Annotated in this window: 28 protein-coding genes; 1 reads left to right on the plus strand and 27 read right to left on the minus strand. The window is 72.6% G+C overall.

From position 1 onward, the window contains the following. Window positions 1–5 precede the first annotated feature (5 nt). The 27 genes from AC3X7R_RS04915 to AC3X7R_RS05045 all read right to left on the minus strand — a co-directional run bounded on the left by AC3X7R_RS04915 (window position 6) and on the right by AC3X7R_RS05045 (window position 19,173). Window positions 6–770 carry a flagellar biosynthetic protein FliR gene (locus tag AC3X7R_RS04915; protein ID WP_489964448.1) on the minus strand — a complete coding sequence of 255 codons (765 nt, stop codon included), beginning with the start codon at window positions 768–770 and terminating at the stop codon, window positions 6–8. Window positions 771–779: 9 nt separating this feature from the next. After that, window positions 780–1,049 (minus strand): flagellar biosynthetic protein FliQ, encoded by a 270-nt coding sequence (locus AC3X7R_RS04920; RefSeq protein WP_489964449.1) that lies wholly within the window; start codon window positions 1,047–1,049, stop codon window positions 780–782. Continuing rightward, window positions 1,046–1,870, minus strand: coding sequence for a flagellar type III secretion system pore protein FliP (fliP, locus tag AC3X7R_RS04925; RefSeq protein ID WP_489964450.1), 825 nt, complete (start codon window positions 1,868–1,870; stop codon window positions 1,046–1,048). The genes AC3X7R_RS04920 and fliP overlap by 4 nt, the downstream gene beginning before the upstream one ends. Continuing rightward, complete coding sequence (locus AC3X7R_RS04930; protein WP_489964451.1) at window positions 1,867–2,274, minus strand: flagellar biosynthetic protein FliO; 408 nt, start codon at window positions 2,272–2,274, stop codon at window positions 1,867–1,869. The genes fliP and AC3X7R_RS04930 overlap by 4 nt, the downstream gene beginning before the upstream one ends. 3 nt (window positions 2,275–2,277) lie before the next feature. Then, window positions 2,278–3,081 carry a flagellar motor switch protein FliN gene (gene fliN, locus AC3X7R_RS04935; protein WP_489964452.1) on the minus strand — a complete coding sequence of 268 codons (804 nt, stop codon included), beginning with the start codon at window positions 3,079–3,081 and terminating at the stop codon, window positions 2,278–2,280. Then, window positions 3,078–4,037, minus strand: a complete 960-nt coding sequence (locus AC3X7R_RS04940; RefSeq protein WP_489964453.1) for a flagellar motor switch protein FliM — start codon at window positions 4,035–4,037, stop codon at window positions 3,078–3,080. The genes fliN and AC3X7R_RS04940 overlap by 4 nt, the downstream gene beginning before the upstream one ends. A gap of 88 nt (window positions 4,038–4,125) precedes the next feature. Continuing rightward, a complete protein-coding gene (locus tag AC3X7R_RS04945; protein ID WP_489964454.1) occupies window positions 4,126–4,575 on the minus strand; it encodes a flagellar basal body-associated FliL family protein in 450 nt (149 codons plus the stop codon). Beyond that, complete coding sequence (locus tag AC3X7R_RS04950; RefSeq protein ID WP_489964455.1) at window positions 4,572–5,459, minus strand: OmpA/MotB family protein; 888 nt, start codon at window positions 5,457–5,459, stop codon at window positions 4,572–4,574. The genes AC3X7R_RS04945 and AC3X7R_RS04950 overlap by 4 nt, the downstream gene beginning before the upstream one ends. Beyond that, entirely contained in the window at window positions 5,459–6,232 is a 774-nt protein-coding gene (locus tag AC3X7R_RS04955; RefSeq protein WP_489964456.1) for a motility protein A, read from the minus strand. Before AC3X7R_RS04955 ends, AC3X7R_RS04950 begins: the two co-directional genes overlap by 1 nt. After that, window positions 6,232–6,537 (minus strand): flagellar FlbD family protein, encoded by a 306-nt coding sequence (locus AC3X7R_RS04960; RefSeq protein WP_489964457.1) that lies wholly within the window; start codon window positions 6,535–6,537, stop codon window positions 6,232–6,234. The genes AC3X7R_RS04955 and AC3X7R_RS04960 overlap by 1 nt, the downstream gene beginning before the upstream one ends. A gap of 136 nt (window positions 6,538–6,673) precedes the next feature. After that, complete coding sequence (locus AC3X7R_RS04965; protein WP_489964458.1) at window positions 6,674–7,528, minus strand: flagellar hook protein FlgE; 855 nt, start codon at window positions 7,526–7,528, stop codon at window positions 6,674–6,676. Between the two features lie 10 nt (window positions 7,529–7,538). After that, a complete protein-coding gene (locus AC3X7R_RS04970; protein WP_489964459.1) occupies window positions 7,539–8,003 on the minus strand; it encodes a flagellar hook capping FlgD N-terminal domain-containing protein in 465 nt (154 codons plus the stop codon). 10 nt (window positions 8,004–8,013) lie between these two features. After that, a complete protein-coding gene (locus tag AC3X7R_RS04975) occupies window positions 8,014–9,234 on the minus strand; it encodes a flagellar hook-length control protein FliK (RefSeq protein WP_489964460.1) in 1,221 nt (406 codons plus the stop codon). Then, window positions 9,231–10,271, minus strand: coding sequence for a transglycosylase SLT domain-containing protein (locus AC3X7R_RS04980; RefSeq protein ID WP_489964461.1), 1,041 nt, complete (start codon window positions 10,269–10,271; stop codon window positions 9,231–9,233). Before AC3X7R_RS04980 ends, AC3X7R_RS04975 begins: the two co-directional genes overlap by 4 nt. After that, a complete protein-coding gene (gene fliJ / locus AC3X7R_RS04985) occupies window positions 10,268–10,717 on the minus strand; it encodes a flagellar export protein FliJ (RefSeq protein ID WP_489964462.1) in 450 nt (149 codons plus the stop codon). Before fliJ ends, AC3X7R_RS04980 begins: the two co-directional genes overlap by 4 nt. Beyond that, window positions 10,714–12,024, minus strand: a complete 1,311-nt coding sequence (locus tag AC3X7R_RS04990; RefSeq protein ID WP_489964463.1) for a FliI/YscN family ATPase — start codon at window positions 12,022–12,024, stop codon at window positions 10,714–10,716. The genes fliJ and AC3X7R_RS04990 overlap by 4 nt, the downstream gene beginning before the upstream one ends. Next, entirely contained in the window at window positions 12,021–12,713 is a 693-nt protein-coding gene (locus AC3X7R_RS04995; protein ID WP_489964464.1) for a FliH/SctL family protein, read from the minus strand. Before AC3X7R_RS04995 ends, AC3X7R_RS04990 begins: the two co-directional genes overlap by 4 nt. Further along, complete coding sequence (fliG, locus tag AC3X7R_RS05000) at window positions 12,697–13,710, minus strand: flagellar motor switch protein FliG (RefSeq protein ID WP_489964465.1); 1,014 nt, start codon at window positions 13,708–13,710, stop codon at window positions 12,697–12,699. Before fliG ends, AC3X7R_RS04995 begins: the two co-directional genes overlap by 17 nt. Further along, a complete protein-coding gene (gene fliF, locus AC3X7R_RS05005; RefSeq protein ID WP_489964466.1) occupies window positions 13,710–15,290 on the minus strand; it encodes a flagellar basal-body MS-ring/collar protein FliF in 1,581 nt (526 codons plus the stop codon). The genes fliG and fliF overlap by 1 nt, the downstream gene beginning before the upstream one ends. Next, complete coding sequence (gene fliE / locus AC3X7R_RS05010) at window positions 15,290–15,628, minus strand: flagellar hook-basal body complex protein FliE (RefSeq protein WP_489964467.1); 339 nt, start codon at window positions 15,626–15,628, stop codon at window positions 15,290–15,292. Before fliE ends, fliF begins: the two co-directional genes overlap by 1 nt. Continuing rightward, window positions 15,628–16,020, minus strand: coding sequence for a flagellar basal body rod protein FlgC (locus AC3X7R_RS05015; RefSeq protein ID WP_489964468.1), 393 nt, complete (start codon window positions 16,018–16,020; stop codon window positions 15,628–15,630). Before AC3X7R_RS05015 ends, fliE begins: the two co-directional genes overlap by 1 nt. Next, window positions 16,020–16,388 carry a flagellar basal body rod protein FlgB gene (flgB, locus tag AC3X7R_RS05020; protein ID WP_489964469.1) on the minus strand — a complete coding sequence of 123 codons (369 nt, stop codon included), beginning with the start codon at window positions 16,386–16,388 and terminating at the stop codon, window positions 16,020–16,022. The genes AC3X7R_RS05015 and flgB overlap by 1 nt, the downstream gene beginning before the upstream one ends. Before the next feature lie 174 nt (window positions 16,389–16,562). Then, window positions 16,563–17,048 carry a hypothetical protein gene (locus tag AC3X7R_RS05025; RefSeq protein WP_489964470.1) on the minus strand — a complete coding sequence of 162 codons (486 nt, stop codon included), beginning with the start codon at window positions 17,046–17,048 and terminating at the stop codon, window positions 16,563–16,565. After that, a complete protein-coding gene (locus tag AC3X7R_RS05030; protein ID WP_489964471.1) occupies window positions 17,045–17,416 on the minus strand; it encodes a response regulator in 372 nt (123 codons plus the stop codon). Before AC3X7R_RS05030 ends, AC3X7R_RS05025 begins: the two co-directional genes overlap by 4 nt. Next, window positions 17,413–17,916, minus strand: coding sequence for a chemotaxis protein CheX (locus AC3X7R_RS05035; protein WP_489964472.1), 504 nt, complete (start codon window positions 17,914–17,916; stop codon window positions 17,413–17,415). The genes AC3X7R_RS05030 and AC3X7R_RS05035 overlap by 4 nt, the downstream gene beginning before the upstream one ends. After that, window positions 17,913–18,296, minus strand: coding sequence for a response regulator (locus tag AC3X7R_RS05040; protein ID WP_489964473.1), 384 nt, complete (start codon window positions 18,294–18,296; stop codon window positions 17,913–17,915). The genes AC3X7R_RS05035 and AC3X7R_RS05040 overlap by 4 nt, the downstream gene beginning before the upstream one ends. 1 nt (window position 18,297) lies before the next feature. Beyond that, entirely contained in the window at window positions 18,298–19,173 is an 876-nt protein-coding gene (locus AC3X7R_RS05045) for a CheR family methyltransferase (protein WP_489964474.1), read from the minus strand. Window positions 19,174–19,264: 91 nt separating this feature from the next. Here AC3X7R_RS05045 and AC3X7R_RS05050 point away from each other — a divergent pair, with 91 nt between their 5' ends. Next, window positions 19,265–20,305 (plus strand): protein-glutamate methylesterase/protein-glutamine glutaminase, encoded by a 1,041-nt coding sequence (locus tag AC3X7R_RS05050; RefSeq protein WP_489964475.1) that lies wholly within the window; start codon window positions 19,265–19,267, stop codon window positions 20,303–20,305. Window positions 20,306–20,316: the final 11 nt, after the last annotated feature.

Below are 20,316 nucleotides of genomic sequence, written 5' to 3' on the forward strand. Positions count from 1 at the left end.
CGCCCTCACCCCCCGCCGGCGATGGCGGCCATCGCCTCGTTGGCGAGGTCGACCAGCCGGTCGACCGCCTCGGGCAGGACGGGGAAGGAGAGGCCGAGCAGCAGCAGGGTCAGCCCGATCTTGGCCGGGAACATCACGTTGATGGCGTTGAGCTGCGGGGCGACCTTGGTCAGCAGGGCCAGCCCGAGGTCGGCGACGAAGAGCACCGCGATCATCGGCAGGGCGATCTGCACGGCGGTCACGAAGAACATCCCGAAGGCGGTGGTCAGGATCCCGGGCGCCCCGGCGGTCTCCGGCAGCTCGCCGAGCGGGAGCAGCTCGAAGGTGGTGAGCAGGCCGCCGATCACCAGCAGGTGGCCGCCGGTGGCGAAGAGGAGCATCGTGGCCAGCATCTGGTGGAACTTGCCGAAGACGGTGTTCATGTTCATGCCCAGCGGGTCGAACCCCTGGGCCAGCGCGAAGCCGCCGAAGATGTCCACCAGGCTGCCCGCCGCGGTGATCGCCTGGAGGAGCAGATGGGTGACGAAGCCCATCCCGACCCCGACCAGCACCTGGGTGACCGCGACGACGACGAGGTCCCAGGTCCCGACCGAGACCTGCCCCGACAACGAGGGCGCCACCGTGAAGGCGAGGCCGAGGGCCAGCACCACCTTGGCCATCGTCGGCACCGAGCGCGACGAGAACGGCGGGACCACCGCCAGCCACGCCCCGATCCGGATCGAGGCCATCAGGTAGGCGAGCAGCTCCTGGCCGGCGAGGGTGAGGACCACGGCGGGCGCCTAGGAGAGCATCGAGGGCAGCGCCTCGAAGAGGTCCAGGGTGAAGGTCACCAGTGTGTGCAGCATCCAGTTGCCGCTGATCAGCAGGGCCACGCCCACCCCGATCAGCTTGGGGACGAAGGCGAGCGTGAACTCCTGGATCTGGGTCATCGACTGGAAGAGCGAGATGGCGAAGCCGATGACGAGCGAGGTGACCAGGATCGGGGCGGAGAGCTTGAGCGCGACCAGCATGGTGCGCAGCGCGATCTCGATGACGACGGTGTCGGTCATCCTGGCCCCCCGTAGCTGGAGACCAGGGAGGTGACCACCAGCCCCCAGCCGTCGACCAGGACGAAGAGCAGGAGCTTGAAGGGGAGCGACACCATGACCGGCGGCATCATCATCATGCCGAGCGCCATCAGTGCGCCGCTGACCACGATGTCGATGACCAGGAAGGGGATGAAGATGATGAAGCCGATGATGAAGGCCTGCTTGAGCTCGCTGAGCACGAAGGCGGGCACCAGCGTGGTCATCCCGACGTCGTCGCGGTCCTCGGGGAGGTCGCGGCCGGCCACGTTGGTGAGCAGGATCAGCTCCTCGTCGCCCGACTGGTCGAGCATGAACTCGCGCAGCGGCTCGATCCCGTCGGTGAAGGCGGCGGAGGAGGTCTTGTCCCCGTCGAGGTAGGGCTGGAGCGCGACCTCGTTGATCTGGGAGAGCACCGGCCCCATGATGAAGAGGCTCAGGAAGAGGGCGAGCCCCGCGAGCACCTGGTTGTTGGGGGTCTGCTGCAGGCCCAGGGCGTTGCGGGTGAGACCGAGCACCACCAGGATCTTGGTGAAGCTGGTGCAGGTCAGCAGGATCGCCGGCAGCAGCGAGAGCAGCGTCAGCGCGATGATGATGACGACGGAGTTGGTCGGCGTCTCGGTCAGCCCGTCGAGCTCGATGGTGACCGAGCTGCCCCCCGGTCCGCTGGGACCGCCGGGGCCGCCGGGGCCCTCGGGGGAGAGCGCCAGGTCGACGGCGTGCGCGGCGCCACCGACCGACCCGAGGAGGAGGACGAGCAGCAGGCCCGCCAGTGCGGCGCCGAGCAGCCGGGGCAGCCACCTCATGGCCGGTGCCCGCCGGAGGGGCCGCCGTCCTGGCCCCGGAGCGCGGCGAGCGCCTGCCGCCAGGTGCGCGGGGAGAGGACCGAGCCGCCCACCGCAGTCGGGTCGGCGGCGGTCTCCCGGGTCCGCAGCTCCTCCTGCGCGGCCAGCTCCTCGGCGACCAGCTCCTCGGGGTCGAGCTCGGCCAGCACGCTGACCTGGTGCTCGGTAGTGCCGAGCACCAGCACCCGGCTGCCCACCGTGACGACCGCCACCGACGAGGTGCGGCTCAGCGGCTGGCGGTGGACGACCCGGACCAGCGAGCCGGCCCCGCCCTTGAAGCGGCGGGCGCCGAGGCGGGCCAGCAGCAGGAGCAGGCCGATGACGACGGCCAGGGAGAAGACCAGCCGGAGGGTGAGCTCGAGCACGGGTCAGGCGCCCGTTTCGTCCACGATCTCGGTGATCCGGAGGCCGAAGTCCTCGTCGACCACGACGACCTCGCCGCGAGCGATCAGCCGGCCGTTGACGAGCAGGTCGGCCGGGCCGTCCGCCGCCCGGTCGAGCTCGAGCACGGCGCCCGGCGAGAGGGCCAGCAGGTCGCGCACGGCCATCCGGGTGCGGCCGAGCTCGACGGTGACCTCCATGTCGACCCCGGCCAGCATCTCGATCCCCCGGCGGGAGGAGACGTGCTCCCCGGTGGGACGCACCGGGTCGGGCGCGCCGTACGAGAGCGGGCCCGTGGGGGCGGGCGGGGTGAAGACGGGGGACGCCGTGCTCGCCGCGGCGACGAGGCTGGGGGCCAGCGCCGAGTCGGTGAGGAGGACGGCGGCCTCGATGCCCTGACCGACCAGCGGGACGGCGGTGAACGGCCCGCCCAGGTCGGTCACCACCATCGACAGGTCCACCGGTGTGGCGGCGCGGGCCGTGCAGTCGAGGGCGGCCGCCGCGGCGTCGATCGCCGGCTGGGTGGCGGCGGCCAGGTCGAGCCCGCCCAGGGGGCTCTCCATCAGGGCTCGGACGAACTCCTCGCCGACCAGCACCGCGATCCGGTGGGTCCGGCCGTCCCGACCCTCCAGGACGGCGACCGAGGCCCCGGAGAAGGCGGCGGTGACGTGCTCGTTGCCGGGCTGGGCGCCGACCGCGCTGAGCGGGGTGACCGCCGGCAGGACGCCGGCGGCGGCCGTGGCCGCGGTGACGGCGAGGGTCTGGTCCGGCACGGTCGTCTGGGGGGTCATGAGTTCTCCTTGGGGGTGCCCACGATGAGGGCGGCGAGCCGTGGGCCCTTGGCCCCGGCGGTGGCGTGGGCGAACGGGGTGTCGTCGACGCAGACGTCCAGCGGTGCCGAGGCGGGGTGGGCGAGGCGGACCACGTCGCCGGGCTGCAGCGCGGCGAGCGCCGCCGGGTGCAGGGTCGTCGGCCGGAGCCGGACGGTGGCCTCGACCGGCACGTCCGCGAACCGCTGCTGCAGCAGGCTGGCCGCCTGCTCGCGCTTGAACTGCTCGCGCTCGGAGACCGGGGCCGGCGCGGCCGCCTTGGTCAGGTGGGGGAGCAGCCCGTTGAACGGCAGGCAGAGGGTCATCCGGTGCGGGATGTCGGTGATGCGCACCTCGAACTCCACCACCACCATGATGTCCGCGGCGCCGGCGATCTGGGCGAACTGAGGGCTGTACTCGATGCCGGCGGGGAGGAGCTCGAAGTCCGCGATGGCAGCCAGGCCGTAGCGCATCTCGCTGAGCAGCCGGTCGATCAGCCCGCGGATCACCCCCGACTCGATCTCGGTGAGGGGCCGGACCGGCTGGGTCTTCCCGCCGGGACCGCCGAGCATGTGGTCGATGCTGGCCATGGTGCCGGGCAGCGGCAGCTCCAGCATGGCCAGGCCGTGCATCGGCTCCGCGGTCAGCTTGACCATGTAGGTGGGCGCCGCGAGGGAGTCGATGTACTCGTCGTAGCTGAGCTGCTGGATCGAGAGGAGCTGGACGGCGCAGACGGTGCGCAGCCAGGAGGTGAAGACGGTGGTCGCCTGTCGCGCGAAGCTGTCGAAGCCGAGCTGCAGGATGCGGGAGTGCTCGCGACTGAGCTGGATCGGGCGCCGGAAGTCGTAGACGACCGGCTCCGCGCCGCGGCCGCGACGGCGCGCACGGGCACCCGGCGTCCCGTGCGGGGACGCGGCCTGGGCTGCGGGAGGGGTCACGTACGTCGTATCGGCCCCCCCGGGACACTCCTGAGGATTTTGGACTAGACCATTCCGGCGCGCCCGCCGGTCCGGCTCCGCGGCGGCGTCACTGGGTGACGAACTCGGTGTAGTACACCTCCAGCACGTCGCCGTGGTAGGAGTGGTCGAGCTTCTCCATCAGCTCCTCGCGGAGCTTCTCGCGCTGCTCGCCGGTCACCAGCTCCGACATCTCCCGGCCGCTGAAGACGGTGATGGAGGCGTCGAGGGCCTTGCTGCCGTCGACCTCGTGCGCCCCCTCGACCAGCTGGAGGGCCAGGCCCAGCCGCAGGTAGTGGCCGGCGGCGAGGTTGAGCTGCATCGACTCCAGCGCCATCACCTCGCCGGCCACCGGCTCGACGGGTCCCGACGGCTTGAGGAAGAAGAACCAGCCGCCGGCCAGGGCCAGCACCAGGACGACGACCACGATCAGCTTCTTCTTCTTGCCGCCCTTCTTCTCGGCCTCGGGCTCCTCGATCTGGGCGCTCCCCGGGGCGGGGGGCATCGCGGTGACGGTCATGTCCGGTCTCCTTCGTCCTCGACGTCGCGGGAGGCCTGCTCGAGCAGCTCCCGGGTCTCGGCCGGCAACGAGGAGAGCACCACGATGTCGACCCTCTTGTTGATCTGCTGCGACCCCGGCTCGGCGGGGTCGATCAGCGGCTTCTCGTGGCCGAACGCCGAGGCGGTCAGCCGCTCCCCGGCGATGCCGCGCTGCTCGCTGAGGTGGCGCAGCACCGTGATCGACCGGGCGGCGGAGAGGTCCCAGTCGCTGGCGTAGTACTTCGGCTTCACCGGCACCTGGTTGGTGTGCCCGTCGACCTGGAGCGGGTCCGGGATCCGGGCGAGCACCGGCGCGAGGGTGTCGACCACCTGGCGTCCGCGCGCGGTCAGGTCGGCGACATCGGCCTCGAAGACCACGTGCCGGGAGACCAGGCTGACGACCAGGCCCCGGTTGTCGATGGAGGTGACCACGTCCTCCTCGAGGCCCTGGGCGGTCAGCGCCCGGCGCAGCTGGCGCCTTATCTTGGCCAGGCGGTCCGCCTCGGCCTCGGCCTCGGCGTAGGAGCGCTGGGTGCGCAGCCGCTCGTGCTGGGCGACCGCCTCGGTCACCGCCTCCTGCTGCTCGGGGCTGAGCTGGGCGTACTGCTTGGGGCTCATCGTCTTGACCGCGGCGCTGCCGGGGTTGTCGAGGAGCGACTCGGAGCCGTCCATCACGACCGCGGACTGTCCGAAGCCGGCGGCCAGCCCCTCCTTGAGGGCGCTGAACTTCTTCTCGTCGACCTGGCTCATCGCGAACATGACGATGAAGAGCACCATCAGCAGGGTGACCATGTCGGCGTAGGTGACGAGCCAGCGCTCGTGGTTCTCGTGCTCCTCCTCGATGTGCCGCTTCCCGGAGGCCATCAGGCGGCCTTGGCGAGGGCGGCCAGCTCCGCTGCGGGGAGCAGGGAGTGGAGCTTCTGCGCGATCACCCGGGGGTTGGCGCCGGCCTGGATGGCGGCGATCCCTTCGATCGCCACCTCCATCCGGGTGCACTCCAGGTCGCTGAGGCGCTTGAGCCGGGCGCAGATCGGCAGCCAGATGGCGTTGGCCGAGCAGACGCCCCACAGCGTCGCGAGGAAGGCTGCGGCGATGAGGTGGCCGAGCTCCTCGGGCTGCGCGAGGTTCTCCAGCACGTGCACCAGGCCCATCACGGTGCCGACGATGCCGATGGTGGGTGCGTAGGCGCCGGCGTCCCCGAAGAACTTGGCCGCGTGCTTGTCCTGCACCCGCTTGGAGTAGACCTCGGCCTCCAGGATCTCGCGGACCTCGTGGGGGTCCGTGCCGTCGATGGCCAGGGTGACGCCCTTGACCAGGAACGGGTCGTCGATGCCGCGCAGCTGGTCCTCCAGCGCCAGGAGGCCGTCGCGGCGGGCGCGCTCGGCGAGCTGGACGACCACCGGCACCAGGTCCGCCGAGGAGGCGGCCTTGCCGGTGAAGGCGCGCTTGAGCGAGGTCAACGCCGCCTTGCCGTCGGCCACGGTGCCGCCGGCGAAGCAGATCGCCAGGGTGGCCCCGAAGACCAGCAGCATCGGAGGGAGGAGCAGCATCGACATCGGGTTGCCGCCCTCCATCATGTTGGACACGATGATGATGAGGAAGGCGAGCAGGATGCCGATCAGGGTTGCCGGATCCATCACTGCTCCCGTCGCTCGGCGTGGGCGGAGGCCTCGAAGCCCGGCAGGGCCGAGACCGGGGCCAGGCGCGCCGTGGAGGGCGTCGGGAAGAGCTCCTCGAGGTCGGGCGGCACCATGGCGGAGAGCGCGACGATCTCGGAGCGGAAGCCGCGGATCGCCGCCACGACCTGGGTCATGGAGTCGGCGACGACGTACTTCGTCCCGTCGGTCAGCGTGATGACGGTGTCCGGGGTGGCGTCGATGCGCTCGATCAGGTCGGAGTTCAAGACGAACGTCGTCCCGGAGAGTCGGGTCAGCAAGATCACGATCAGCACCATCCTTGTGCGTCCAGCCGAGGGCCGTCCGTGGCCCTCGATGTTCAGTTCGGCCGGTTCGTGCCCGACCTGAGGCCTTCTGGCCGGTCCGTCCCGATCTGGGGCGGACCGGCCAGAAGCTGGTGCGTCAGCGCTTGATGTTGACCAGCTCCTCCAGGACTTGGTCGGAGGTGGTGATCACCCGCGAGCTGGCCTGGAAGCCGCGCTGGGCCAGGATCAGGTTGGTGAACTCGGCGGCCAGGTCGACGTTGGACATCTCCAGCGAGCCGGCCTTGACCGTGCCGCGGCCCGCCTGGCCGGCCACGCCCAGCTCGGCCCCGCCGGAGCTGGCCGAGGCGCGGTAGCTGGTCTCGCCGACCTTCTCCAGGCCCTGGGGGTTGGTGAAGTCGGCGATGGCCAGCTGGGCCAGCCCGCGCTGGATCCCGTCGGAGAAGAGACCGGTGACCTTGCCGTCGCTGCCGATCGAGAACGAGGTCATCTCCACCCCCGCGGGCACGGCCGGCAGGACGCCGGCGGTGCCCTGGGTGACGTCGACGAGGTCGCCGGTGGCGACGCCGGCGGCGTCCAGCGCGTAGCCCTGGACCCGGTTGCCGGTCGGGGTGACCAGAGCGCCGGTGTTGTCGAAGGAGAACGCGCCGGCCCGGGTGTAGAGCTGCTCGTTGCCCTTGCGGACCACGAACATGCCGTCGCCCGAGAGCATCAGGTCGGTGCCGCGACCGGTGGTCTGCTCCGAGCCCTGGGTGAGGTTGGTGACGGTGCCGGCGAGCTGGACGCCCAGGCCGACCTGGACGGGGTTGGTGCCGCCGTTGTTGGCGTTGGCGGCGCCGGCGCCGGTCATCATCTGGCTCAGGGTGTCCTGGAAGACGGTGGTGCTGGACTTGAAGCCGGTGGTGTTGGCGTTGGCGATGTTGTTGCCGGTCACGTCGAGCATGGTCTGGTTGACGCGCAGGCCGGAGATGCCGGTGAAGAGAGAACGAAGCATGGTGGTTACCTCACGAAGTGGGAAGGGACGGATCAGGGGTGGTGGAGCCGGGAGCGGCCGCCGCGGTCACGGAGGCGACCATCGCCAGCGGCACCTCGGTGCCGTCGACGTCGAGGACGGGGCCCTGGGCGCCGAAGGTGACGCCGCCGACCAGGCCGCTGCCGACCGTGCCGTCGGGGTTGGTGAAGGAGACGTTGCGGCCCACGAGCCCGCTGGCACCGAAGGCCATCTGGGCCGAGAGCAGCAGCGCGGTCTGGTCGGCCACGGCCTGCATCTTCTCCAGGGCCGTGAACTGCGCCGACTGGGCCAGGAACTCGCCCGAGTCAGCCGGGTTCAGCGGGTCCTGGTAGCGCATCTGCGCCACCATCAGCTGCAGGAACATGTCCTTGTCGTTCTGCGTCGACGGGGTCGCCGCCGCGGTCGTGGCCGGACCGAACATGCCGGGAGCCACGGCCTCCGTTGCCTGGACAGACACGGATTCCTCCTCAGACGGTCACGTCGAGCCCCGTGGCACGGGGACGGCTGACCGGTTCGTGCGCAGCGGGGTTTCCCCGGGCTCCGCGGATGGTGCCGTCCGTGGCGTTCTGTCCCTCACGCGTCCCTGCGTGGTGGTCTGTGGGTCCCCGGTCTCCGCCGGGGGTGTCGGCGTCGGCCCGGGGGCCGTCGCCGTCGCGGGCGCCGTCGCGGGCGCCGTCACGGGTGCTCGCGGAGGCGGCCGGGTCGGCCGCGCCCGGCTCGCGGACCAGCACCCGGCTCTCCGAGGCGCCGGCGAGCTCCAGCAGCCGGGCCAGCTCGGGGGCGCCCTCGCGGAGCGCGCCGCGGGCCTGGTCGCCGGCCGCGAAGCTGACCGTCACCTCGCCGTTGCGGACCACGAGCGTGACCCGGACCTCGCCCAGCGCCTCGGGGTTGAGGGTGAGGGTGATCCGGTGGGTGCCGTTCCCGCGGCTGACCAGGCTGGTCACCTCGGGGAACACCTGACCGCGCACGTGCGCGGCCGTCTCGGTGGTCGCGCTCGTGGCGGGCGCGGCCGCCGCGGTCATGCCACCCGGGATCGCGGTGGCGCCGGCTGCGCCGACCTCGCCTGGCGCGACCGTCGTACCTGCCGTGCCGCTGGCGGCCCCGGCCGAGGCCCCGACGGGGCCCGCCTGCGGCGCCGCCGCCGGGCTGACGTCATCGCCGGCGGTCGCCGGGGCGACCAAGTCCGATGACGTCCCGAGCGGGGTGGCCGACGGGCTGGTCCCGCCCGGCGTGACGTCATCGCCGGTGGTCGCCGGGGCGACCAAGTCCGATGACGTCCCGAGGGGGGTGGCGGGGGCGGGGGTGCCCCCGCTCGCCACCCGGGCGGCGTCGAGCCCGAAGGGCCCGAGCAGCGCCACCGCCGCCGAGACGTAGAGCGGCGGGAGCGCGGCAGCGGCGTCGGGAGCAGCCAGCGGCTCGGTCCCCTCCAGCTCGGTCCCGTCCAGCTCCGGCTCGTCCTGCTCGGTCCCGTCCACCTGGACGCCGCCCTGCGGCGCCGCAGTCGTGGCCGGGTCGGGGGCCGGGGTGGCACCAGGAAGCGCGGCGAGCAGCAGCCCGAGGAAGCCGGAGACCGTCTCGGGCGGGACCGGGGCTCCGGTCGGCGTGCTGGCGGCGGGGGTCGCCAGGGTCGGGACGGTCGGGACGGTCGGGACGGTCGGGACGGTCGGGAACGACGTGAGGGGCGTCATCGGGCACCGCCGAGCGCGCCCATGACGGAGCGCACGTAGTTCTGGGTCTCGGCGTAGGGCGGGACCCCGTCGTAGCGGATCACCGCACCGGGCCCGGCGTTGTAGGCGGCCAGCGCCAGGTCGGTGCGACCGAACCGGTCGAGCAGGTCGCGCAGCAGGCGGGCAGCGCCGTCGACGGCCTGCGTCGGGTCGAAGGAGTCGGTGACCCCGAGCCCCTGGGCGGTGGCCGGCATCAGCTGCATCAGGCCCTGGGCCCCCGCGGGGCTCACCGCCTGGGCGTCGAACCCGGACTCCTGGCGAGCGACGGCGGAGAGCAGTGCCGGGGAGACGCCGTGCCGGGCGCCGGCGCTGCTGAAGAGGTCGGCGTACGGCGTGCCGCCGGCACCGGCGGCGGGCACGGCGGAGGCTCCGGCGACGCCGGCCGTGCTGCCGGTGGTGCCGGCGGCCGCGGCGTCGGGCAGGATCCGCCGGATCACGTGCGGGGTGGTCGGTACGTCGACGACCCGGATGTCCAGCCCCGTCCGGGGCGCCTCGATCATCTTGCCGCCGCCGATGTAGATGGCGATGTGGTCGACGCCGTCGTTGCGGCTGGAGTTGTCCCAGGCGATCAGGTCGCCGGGCTGGGCCTGGCTCATGCTCTCCACCGGACGCCCGGAGGCGGCCTGCTGGAAGGAGACCCGGGGCAGGTCGTAGCCGAGGTTCTTGTAGACCACCTGCACCAGCCCGGAGCAGTCCATCCCCTTGGTCGGGTCGGTGCCGCCCCAGACGTAGGGCAGGCCGAGGTACTTCCGCGCCTCGGCGACCACGTCGTCCCCGGAGACCGAGCCGGCGGGTGCGCTGCTGGGCACGGGAGCGGCACCGGTCAGCGGCGCCGCGCCGGTGGAGCCGGTGGTGGAGGTGCCGGTGGCCAGGGCTGAGTCGCCCAGCGCCTGGCCGAGCGCGGCGGAGAAGTCGCCGCCGGAGGTTCTGGGCGGGGCGAGCAGGGCCAGCTGGGACTGGATCTGGGCGATCCGGCTGGTGACGTCGGCGACGGTCATCGGGTCCCCTCCTGCTGGCGGATCCACAGCTGGCCGGCGATGTCGTCGAGCTCGCGCGCCTCGTGCCGGGCCCGCTCGGCGCGGCGGGCGGCGGCCCGCCGCTCCAGCAGGCTCTCCACCGCGGAGAGCCGGGTCTTGTCCTGGCTCCAGTGGGCGTGCGCCGAGTCGGCGATCCGCTGCGCGGAGGCCACCTCGTGCTCGGCGCGACCGATCGCCTCCCCGAGGGAGAGCAGCGAGCCGCGCAGGGCCAGGTAGGAGCCGGTGGTCCCCTCGCCCCAGGCGGGGGCGGTGGTCAGCCGGCCCTCGAGCTCGGTGAGCCGGCCGCGGAGACGGTCCCGCTCGGCGGTCGCCTCCTGGAGGCCGAGGCGGCTGTCGCGCTCCCGCACGGAGCGGACCCGCTCCACGGCCCGCATCCCGCGGTCGACGGCGTCGGGGCGCGCGCTCATCGGGCCACCAGCTCGTGGAGCCGGGTCCAGGTGGCGAAGGTGGGCGTGCTCTCCTCCATCGACTGGCGCAGGAAGTCGTTGATCTGCGGCATCAGCGCCAGGGCGGCGTCGGCGTCGGCGTCGGCGCCGCGCACGTAGGCCCCGATCTCGACGAGCTCGCGCACGTCGCGGTGGGCGGCCAGCATCCGGCGCAGCCGGGTCGCGTCGGCGCGCTGCTCGGGGGTGGTCACCGCGCTGGTAACCCGGGAGATCGACTCCAGCACGTCGATGCTGGGGAAGTGGCCGGAGGTGGCGAGACGGCGGGAGAGGACGACGTGGCCGTCGAGGATCGAGCGGGCGGTGTCGCCGACCGGGTCCTGCATGTCGTCGCCCTCGACGAGCACCGTGTAGAGGCCGGTGATGCTGCCGGCGGCAGAGGTGCCGGCGCGCTCGAGGAGGCGGGGGAGCAGGGCGAAGACGCTCGGCGGGTAGCCGCGGGTGGCGGGCGGCTCGCCGGCGCTCAGGCCGATCTCGCGCTGGGCCATCGCGACCCGGGTGAGGCTGTCCATCATCAGCACCACGTCGCGCCCCTCGTCGCGGAAGGACTCCGCGATGCGGGTCGCCACGAACGCCGACCGCAGCCGCTCCACGGGCGGGGCGTCGGAGGTGGCGACCACCACGACCGAGCGCGCCAGGCCCTCGGGACCGAGGTCGTTCTCGATGAACTCGCGAACCTCGCGGCCACGCTCGCCCACCAGCGCCAGCACGCAGACCTCCGCGTCGGTGCCGCGGGCGATCATCGAGAGCAGGCTCGACTTGCCGACGCCCGAGCCGGCCATGATGCCGATCCGCTGGCCGCGGCCGCAGGGGGTGAGGGAGTCCAGCGCCCGCACGCCGAGGCCGAGCTGCTGGGTGATCCGCGGGCGGGAGAGGGCCGGGGGCGTGGGGTGGTCGACGCTGACCCACGGCAGGTGGTCCAGGGAGGGGCCGTCGTCGATCGGCCGGCCGAGCCCGTCGAGCACCCGGCCGCGCAGCTCCTCGCCGACCCGGATCCGCAGCGGCCCGCCGGTGTGCTGCACCAGGGCACCGGCGCGCAGGCCCGTGGTCGGGCCCAGCGGCAGGCAGACCAGCCCGGTGGAGCCCGACGCGGCCACCTCGGCGAGCACCGGGATCCCGGTGGTGGACTCGATCTCGACCAGGTCGCCGACCGCGGCGGCGACGCCGCGCACCAGCAGGTGGAGGCCGAGGATCTCGGTGACCCGTCCCAGCCGGGTGGGGCCGGCCGCGGCGAGGGCAGCCTCGTGCCGGGCGGTGGTCAGCGCGCTCATCGCAGCGCCTCCCGGACCCGGGCCATCGCGGGCTCCAGCCGCAGGTCGAGGGCGTGGTCCTCGACCTCGACGACCGCGTCGACCGGACCCAGGGAGGGATCGGCGACCACGGCCACACCGCGGTCGGCGAGGTCGGCGACGGCCGGGTGGTCCAGGTGCCCGGGGGCGAGGTGGACGCGGGCGATCGGGCCGCTGGGCGTCAGCGCCAGCACCCGGCGTACGACGTCGGCGCCGTCGGCGGAGGCGATCGCACCGGCGAGCAGCTCCTCGGTCAAGGACCAAGCGAGCTCGGTGCCCTGCGCCTCGAGCCGCTCCACGGTCTCGGCGACCCGGGAGGTGAGCTGCTCGGCGGCCGCGGTCAGCGCGGCCAGCGCGGCGGCGTGCTCCGCGGCCCGCTCGCGCTCGGCCAGCGCCCAGCGCTCGGCCTGGTCGTGCGCCGCGACGGTGGCCTCCTCGGCCGCCTCGCGGCGACCCTGGGCCCAGCCCACGGTGTAGCCCTGGGCGCGGGCGGCCGCCCGCGCCTGCTCCGCGACCGCGGAGAGGGTGTGCTCGGCGACGGCGTCGCCCAGCAGGCTGTCGGGGCCCAGCCGGGTCCACTCGCCGCGGCGCAGCTCCGGGGGACGGACCCGGGTGACCTGCGGCTGCACCGGGACGGGAGCCTGGACCGGAGCCTCAGTCGACGAACTCATCGTCGCTCCCTCGCCGGACCATGATCTGGCCGGACTCCTCGAGCTTGCGGATGGTGCGGATGATGCCCTGGCGGGCCTCCTCCACCTGGGTGAGACGGACCGGCCCGAGCAGCTCGACCTCCTCGAGCAGGTTCTCGGCGGCGCGCTCGGAGAGGTTGCCGGTGATCTTGGCCCGTACCGGCCCGTCCTCGATGCCCTTGAGGGCGAGGGCCAGGTCGGACCCCTCGACCTCGCGCAGCACCTGCTGCACCGAGCGGTCGTCGAGCATGACGATGTCCTCGAACATGAACATCCGGCTCTTGACCTCGTCGGCCAGCGAGGTGTCCAGCGCCTCGAGGCCCTCGACGATCTGCCGCTCGGTGGAGCGGTCGGAGCGGTTGATGATGTTGACCAGCGGGTCCAGGCCCCCGACCCGCGACATCTCGGCGGGCTGGAGCATGGAGGAGAGCTTGCGCTCCAGGGTCGTCTCGACGACGTGGACGATCTCGGGGGAGGTGCGGTCCATCACCGCGATCCGGTGGGCGATCTGGGCCTGCTGCTCGGGCGGCAGCCCGGAGAGCACCAGGGAGGCCTTGTCGGCGGTCATGTGCGCCAGCACCAGCGCGATCACCTGGGGGTGCTCGTCGGCGATGAAGGAGCGCAGCTGCGCGGGGTCGGCGCGGTGCAGGAACTGGAACGGCATCTGTACCGCGGCGGCCTGGAGCCGCTCGATCACCTCGGCGGCGCGGTCCTCGCCCAACGAGCCCTGGAGCAGCTCGCGGGCGTACTCGAGACCGCCCTTGGCGATGTGGGCGCGGGCGGTGAGCAGGGTCCGGAACTCGCCCATCACCTGGTCGGACTCTTCCCCGCTGACGTAGGCGAGGCGGGCGATCTCGCCGGAGATCGCCTCCACCTCCTCGGGGGAGAGGTGGCTGAGCACCTCGCTGGCGCGCTCCTTGCCGAGCTGGATGAGGAGCACCGCGGTCTTGCGCAGGCCCTTGGTGGCGACGGCGGTCATCAGGGGCGCTCCACGAGCCAGCCGCGCAGCAGCTGCGCGACGTCCTCGGGCTGGCGCTCCACGAGAGCGGTCAGCTCGTCACGCAGCTCCTCGGCGTCGGTGCGCTCCGCGGCCTCCAGCGCCATCAGGGCGGGGCTGGTCTCGATCGGCTGCTGGCTGCGGGTGGCCTGGTCGGCGCGGAGCTGCTCCACGACGTAGGTGGTGGCCTGGGCGCGGGCCTTGGCGCGCTGGCGGCCCTTGAGCCACGCCAGCAGCAGCATCAGCGCGATGAGTGCCCCGAGGCCGAAGTTGCGCAGCATCTCGTTGCGGGCGGCCTTGGCGTCCGCGGCCGCGGCGAGCTCGAGCTCGCGCTCCGCCGCCTCCTGGGCGCTGCGGTCGAAGGGCAGGGTGGCGACCTCGATGGTGTCGCCGCGCTCCAGGTTCTCCCCGATCGCCGCGGCGATCAGGTTGCGCATGTCGGCGGCGCCGACCTTGACCTCGGAGTTGGCGTCCAGGGCGACGCCGATGTGCAGCGACTCCACGCCGCCGGGGGCCGCCTCGCGGGTCTCGACGACCTTGTTGACGGCGTTGTCCTCGGTGGTGGTCTCCTTGGTGTAGGCCGAGTCCCCGGTCTCGCCCTGGTTCTCCATCTGGCCCTCGGGGCCCACGACGCCGCCGGCGCCGTCCGGGCCCGCGCCGCCGTTGTAGTTCTCGCGCTGACTGGAGCGGGAGAGCGGCTTGGCGTCGGGGTCCGACTCGTAGGTGGTGGTCGTGCTGACCGACTTGTCGAAGTCGAGGTTGGCGGTGACCGCCACCGTGGAGTTGCGGGGACCGACGACGGTGTCGAGGGTCTGCTGGATCTTGGCGCTCAGGTCGTCCTGGTACTCCTCCACGGCCTGGGCGCGGGTGCCGGCGCCGGTGCCGCTGGTGGCGTCGTCGGCGGAGAGCAGCCGGCCGGTGGAGTCGGTGATGGTGACCTTCTCGGGCGCCAGGCCGTCGATGCTGGAGGCGACCAGGTGGACCACGGCCTGCACCTGCTCGGGGGCGAAGGTGTCGCCCCGGTCGGTGGCGACCAGCACGGAGGCGGTGGCCGGGTCCTGCTCCTTGGCGAAGACCTGCTTGGCCGGCAGGGCGAGGTGGACGACGGCGGTGCGCACCCCGTCGATGGCCTCGATCGTGGCGGCGAGCTCGCCCTCCATGGCCCGCTTGAAGGAGGTCTGCTCCTGGAACTGCGAGGTGGACAGGCTCTGCTCGTCGAGGAGCGAGTAGCCGTCGCCGCTGCTGGCGGGCAGGCCCTCGCCGCTCAGCGCGATGCGGGTCTCGTGGACCTGCTCCTTGGGCACCATCACGGTGGCGCCGTTGTTGCTGATCTCGTAGGGGACCCCGCTGGCCTCGAGCTCGTCGATGACCGCGGAGGCGTCCTCGGCGGCCATGTTGGAGAAGAGCGGGCTGTAGCTGGGCGTGGCGGCCCACCGGAAGACCATGAAGCCCGCCAGGAGGAGAGCCAGCGTCCCGACCACGGCGACGACCTTCTGGCCGGCGGTGAACGAGGTGAACGTGGTCTGGAACCGTCCCAGGCCCCGCGTCATCGTGTCCTTCATCAGACCTGCATCCGCATGATCTCGTTGAACGCCTCGAGCGCCTTGTTGCGCACCGCGACGGTCAGCTGGGTGGTGACCGCGGCCTCGGTGGCGGCGATCGTGTAGTCGTGCATGGCGGCCAGGTCACCGGTGGCGGCCTGGACGGCGAGCTTGTCGGCGCGTTCCTGGACACCCTCGAGCCGGTCGAGCCCGTCGAGGACCAGACCGCCGAAGTCGGAGCCCGCCCCCTGCGGGCCCTGGGGACCCTGGGCGCCCGAGGCGCCGCCGGCGGCGCCGACACCGACGTTCTGGGGGACGAACGGCGTGAAGCCGACGCCCTCGATACCTGAGATGCTCATCAGCCACGTCCGATCTGCAGGGCGGCGTTGTAGGAGTCTTGGGCGTTCTTGGTGACCTGGACCGAGGCCTGGAAGCCCCGCTGGGCCATCACCAGCTGCGTCATCTGGGAGGACATGTCCATGTCGGGCATGCGCACGTATCCGTTCTCGTCGGCCAGCGGGTTCTCCGGGCTGTGGACCAGCAGGCCCTCGGCGTTGCCGAGCTCGACGCCGGCGACGTCGACGCCGCCGTCCGGCCGGGCCCGGGCCACGACCATGCGCGCCTGGAAGGCGTCCTCGTCGGTGCTGGTGGCGGTGTTGCCGTTGGCGATGTTGTGGGAGAGCGAGTCCAGCCACGTCTGGTGCATGCCCAGGCTGGAGCCGGCGATCCGGAGCAGGTCGAAGGCGCCCATCACTGGCCCGTCGCCGCGGTACGGACCAGCGAGAGGCGGTCGTTCACCGCGCGGGTCAGCAGCTGGTACTGGAACTGCGACTGCATCGCGGCCAGCGACTCCTTGCGGAGGTCGACGTTGTTGCCGTTGACGCCCACGGGGGTGTCGGTCGGCGTCGAGGTCATGGAGACCTGGCCGTCGCCGCGGGCGAGGCCGCCGTCGGCGATGGCGGCGCGCAGCGAGGACTCGAACTCCACCGAGGTGGCCCGGAAGCCGGGGGTGTCGACGTTGGCGATGTTGTCGGCGATCACGCGCTGGCGCAGCGCGACCCCGTCGAGGGCGGCGCCGAGCGCGGACGACACGGCGTCGGTGACGGCGAAGGACGACAAGGCAGATGCCTCTCTCGAGGGTGTGCCGGTCCTTCGGCGGGGGTGAGCGTTCCGTGCTCGAGGGTCAGTTCGGCCCGTAGCGAGGGGAGTTGAGGAGAATCTGGCCGCGCAGCCCAGGTCGGGACCAATGGCGGGCCGAGACCCCCCGGAATGACCATGCGGGCATGGTCATCCTCACCGCTGGACGAGCACCACCGAGAGCGCGCCGCTGCCGTAGCCGGCCACGTCGACCGCGACGTCGGTGCGCTGGCCCAGCGTCAGGGACCGCGCCAGGACGTCCTGCGGCACGGCTGCGCCGGCGGGGTGGACGGCGTGCAGCCGGAGGTGGTCGGCGTCGCCGGCGTGGAAGAGGTTGACGGTGACGTTGAGGACCTCGCGCAGGTTCTCCTCCAGCAGCGGCGGCAGCACGCTCCACTTGATCGCGTTCTGGGCGACGGTGCGGGGCACCAGCCCGATGGCGGCACCGGCGTAGGCCGACAGCGGGACGTCGAGCACCAGCAGCGCGGAGACGCGCAGGTAGTCGTCGACGTAGACCGCGAAGGTCGCCGGGGTCTTGGGGCCGGGAGCCAGCGGGGCCGCCAGCGAGATCTCGACCTGCCGGCCGAGCAGGTCGGCGAGGAGGTCGCGGATCTCCTTGGGTGCGGGGAGGTGGACGCTCATGGGGCGGGCGGCAGGACCGTGGAGATCTCGTGGGCGAACACCTCGGCGGTGAACGGCTTGGCGATGAGGAACTGCGCACCCGCCGCGGTGGCGCGGACGCGCATGTCCTCGGTGCCCTCGGAGGTGACGAAGCCGAACGGCACCCGGGAGCCGGAGGCGCGGATCACCGCCAGCGCGTCGATGCCGTTCATCTCCGGCATGTTCCAGTCCGAGAGGACGAGGTCGGGGCTGTGGGTGCGCACCAGCTCGACCGCCTGGCGCCCGTTCTCGGCCTCGACCACGTCGTGGCCGGCGAAGCCGGCCTGGCGCAGCGTGCGGATGACGATCTGGCGCATCACCCGGCTGTCGTCGGCGACGAGGATCTTCACCGCACCCCCAGCTGCTTCGTCGGACGGCCGGCGTGCACCGTGATGGCCAGCGGCTCCTGGGCCCAGGTGCAGCCGAGCCGCACGACCTCCATCTGGCCGGAGCCGTGGGCGAACCGGCCCGCGGCCACCAGCGGCAGGGAGAGGCGGCACGGACCGCGGACCAGCCCCTTCACGTTCCCCCCGATCATGTTGACCATCTCGCCGATCGCGTCGACCAGGTCGCCGTCGACCAGGTCGTCGCCGGTGGCGAGGCCGAGCATGCTGCGGGTCAGCTGCTGCGCGCCCGAGGTCGTCATCTCCAGCGCGACCACCCCGTTCCACTCGCCCCTGACACTCACGCTGGCCGACCACTCGGGGTGGAAGTCGAGCCCGGTGCCCACCTGGAGCGGACCGTGCTCGTCGAGGAAGGAGGCCCACACCTCCTCGGTCAGCTTCCGCACGTCGGTCGGCTTGGGGCTGGCGGCCACCAGGGCCTGCTCACCGTTCATCGCCAGGATCACGTGAGGGCTCCGTCCTGGATGAGCCCGAGCAGCTCCAGCTTGTCGCGGATGGCATCCGCGGTGAAGGGTTTGATGACGTACTCGTGGGCACCGGCGGCCAGGGCCTTGACGATCTGGGCGTGCTCGCTCTCGGTGGTCACCATCATCAGCGTGATGTCGCGCCACTCGCGGACCTTGCGCACCTCGGAGACGAAGTCGTAGCCGTCCATCACCGGCATGTTCCAGTCGATCAGGCAGAGGTCGGGGTGGAGACCGACCTCGAGGAGGTCCAGCGCCTCGCGCCCGTTGGCGGCCTCGGTGGCGCCGAAGCCCAGCCCGACCAGGATCCGGCGCAGGATCAGGCGCATCGCCCGTGAGTCGTCGATGATGAGTGCGTGCATGTCAGGATCCCGTCGCGGTGAGTCTCGGGCCGCCCGCCGCGGTGGCTGCCGCGGCAGGTGGGGCGGTGGTGGCCCCCGGAGCGGGCCGGTGCAGCTGCAGCCGGCCGCAGGTGTCGCGGACCCAGTCGCTGCCCAGGTCCATGGCGGTCTCCGACGAGCCGAGCACCAGGTAGCCGCCGGGGGCCATCGTGGCCCTCACCCGGTGCAGCACCTCGCGGCGGACGTCGAGGTCGAAGTAGATGAGCACGTTGCGCAGCAGCACCACGTCGAAGAGGGGCGTCGGGGGCAGGTCCTGGACCAGGTTGACCACCGCCGGGCGGACCATCGCGCGCAGCTCGGGGACGACCTCCCACTCCGAGCCGGCCCGGGTGAAGTACTTGACCAGCGAGGTCGCCGGCAGGCCGCGGTTCATCTCCACCTGGCCGTAGCGGGCGTCGGCCACCCGGTCGACCATGGTGGGGGAGACGTCGGTGGCCCAGATCTCGGCCGTCCAGCCGTGCGGCAGGTGCTCCTTGAGCGTCATCGCGACGCTGTAGGGCTCCTGGCCGCTCGAGCAGGCCGCCGACCAGATCCTCAGGTGGCGCCCCTTCCGCTCCCGCACCAGTGCGGGGACGATGTCGGTGGCGAGCGCACGGAAGGGGGTGTTGTCGCGGAACCACGAGGTCTCGTTGATGGTGAGCGCGTCGACCACCCGGCCCTGCTCGACGACGTCGTGGCGCAGCCTGGCGACGTACGCCTCCAGGCTGCAGCCCGCGGTCGCCGCGAGCGGGGCGAGGCGCGACTCGACCAGGTAGGCCTTGTCCGGGGGATACAGCATCGCCGTCTCACGACGCACGAGGTCGGAGACGTAGCCGAAGGCCAGGGACGAGAGACTCACGTCGTCCTCATCGGTCATCGGCCGCCGCTCCTGAGGGAAATCGGCATCCGCCGGCCCTCACGTCGCGCGGCCGGCTGCCGATAGGAGCCACGTGATCAATGTTCTCGTCGTCGACGACTCCGCCGCGGTCCGCCGCATCGTGACCGCCGCCCTCGAGACCGATCCGGGCCTCACCGTCGTGGGCCAGGCTGTCGACGGCCAGCACGCGCTGGAGCTGGCCGACGAGCTCTCGCCGGACGCCGTCGTCCTCGACATCGAGATGCCGGTGCTCGACGGGCTGGCTGCGCTGCGCAGACTGCGCGCGGCCCACCCCCGGCTGCCGGTGATCATGTTCAGCACGCTCACCGAGCGGGGCGCCATGAAGACGCTGGAGGCGCTCTCGCTGGGCGCCTCGGACTACGTGACCAAGCCGACCGGCAGCGACAGCCTGGCCGCCAGCGTCCGCGAGATCGCCGACCAGCTGATCCCCAAGATCACGGCCCTGGTCGGGACCGCGCAGGCGGTGCAGGTGGCCGACCAGCTGCTCCCGCCGCGGGTCCTGGCGAGCGGTCAGACCACCCGGCCCGAGGTGCTGCTGGTCGGCTGCTCGACCGGTGGCCCCGACGCCCTCGCCGGCGTGCTGCGGGACCTCCCCTTCAACTTCCGGGTGCCGGTGGTGGTGGTGCAGCACATGCCGCCCGTCTTCACCGCGATGTTCGCCTCCCGGCTCGACCGGGTGAGCCCGTTGGCCGTCACGGAGGCCGTCGACGGCGAGCCGCTGCTCCCCGGCCACGTCTACCTGGCCCCGGGCGACCGGCACCTCTCGGTGCACCGCAGCGGCGGGGAGGTGCTGACCCGCATCGACGCGGGGCCGCCGGAGAACTTCTGCCGCCCCTCGGTCGACGTCCTCTTCCGCTCCGGCGCCCACGTCTACGGCGCCGGAGCCCTCGGGGTGGTGCTCACGGGCATGGGCCACGACGGGACCGCGGGCTGCCGCGCGATCCAGGCCACCGGCGGCACCGTGCTGGTCCAGGACCAGCCGTCCTCGGTCGTCTGGGGGATGCCCGGGGCCGTGGTCGCCGCGGGGCTCGCGCACGAGGTGCTGGCCCTGGACGAGATCGCCGAGCGGCTCGTGGAGGTCGTTCGCGGCTGAGTCGCCCCGCG

The sequence above is a fragment of the Nocardioides sp. Z22_16 genome (genome assembly GCF_058134365.1).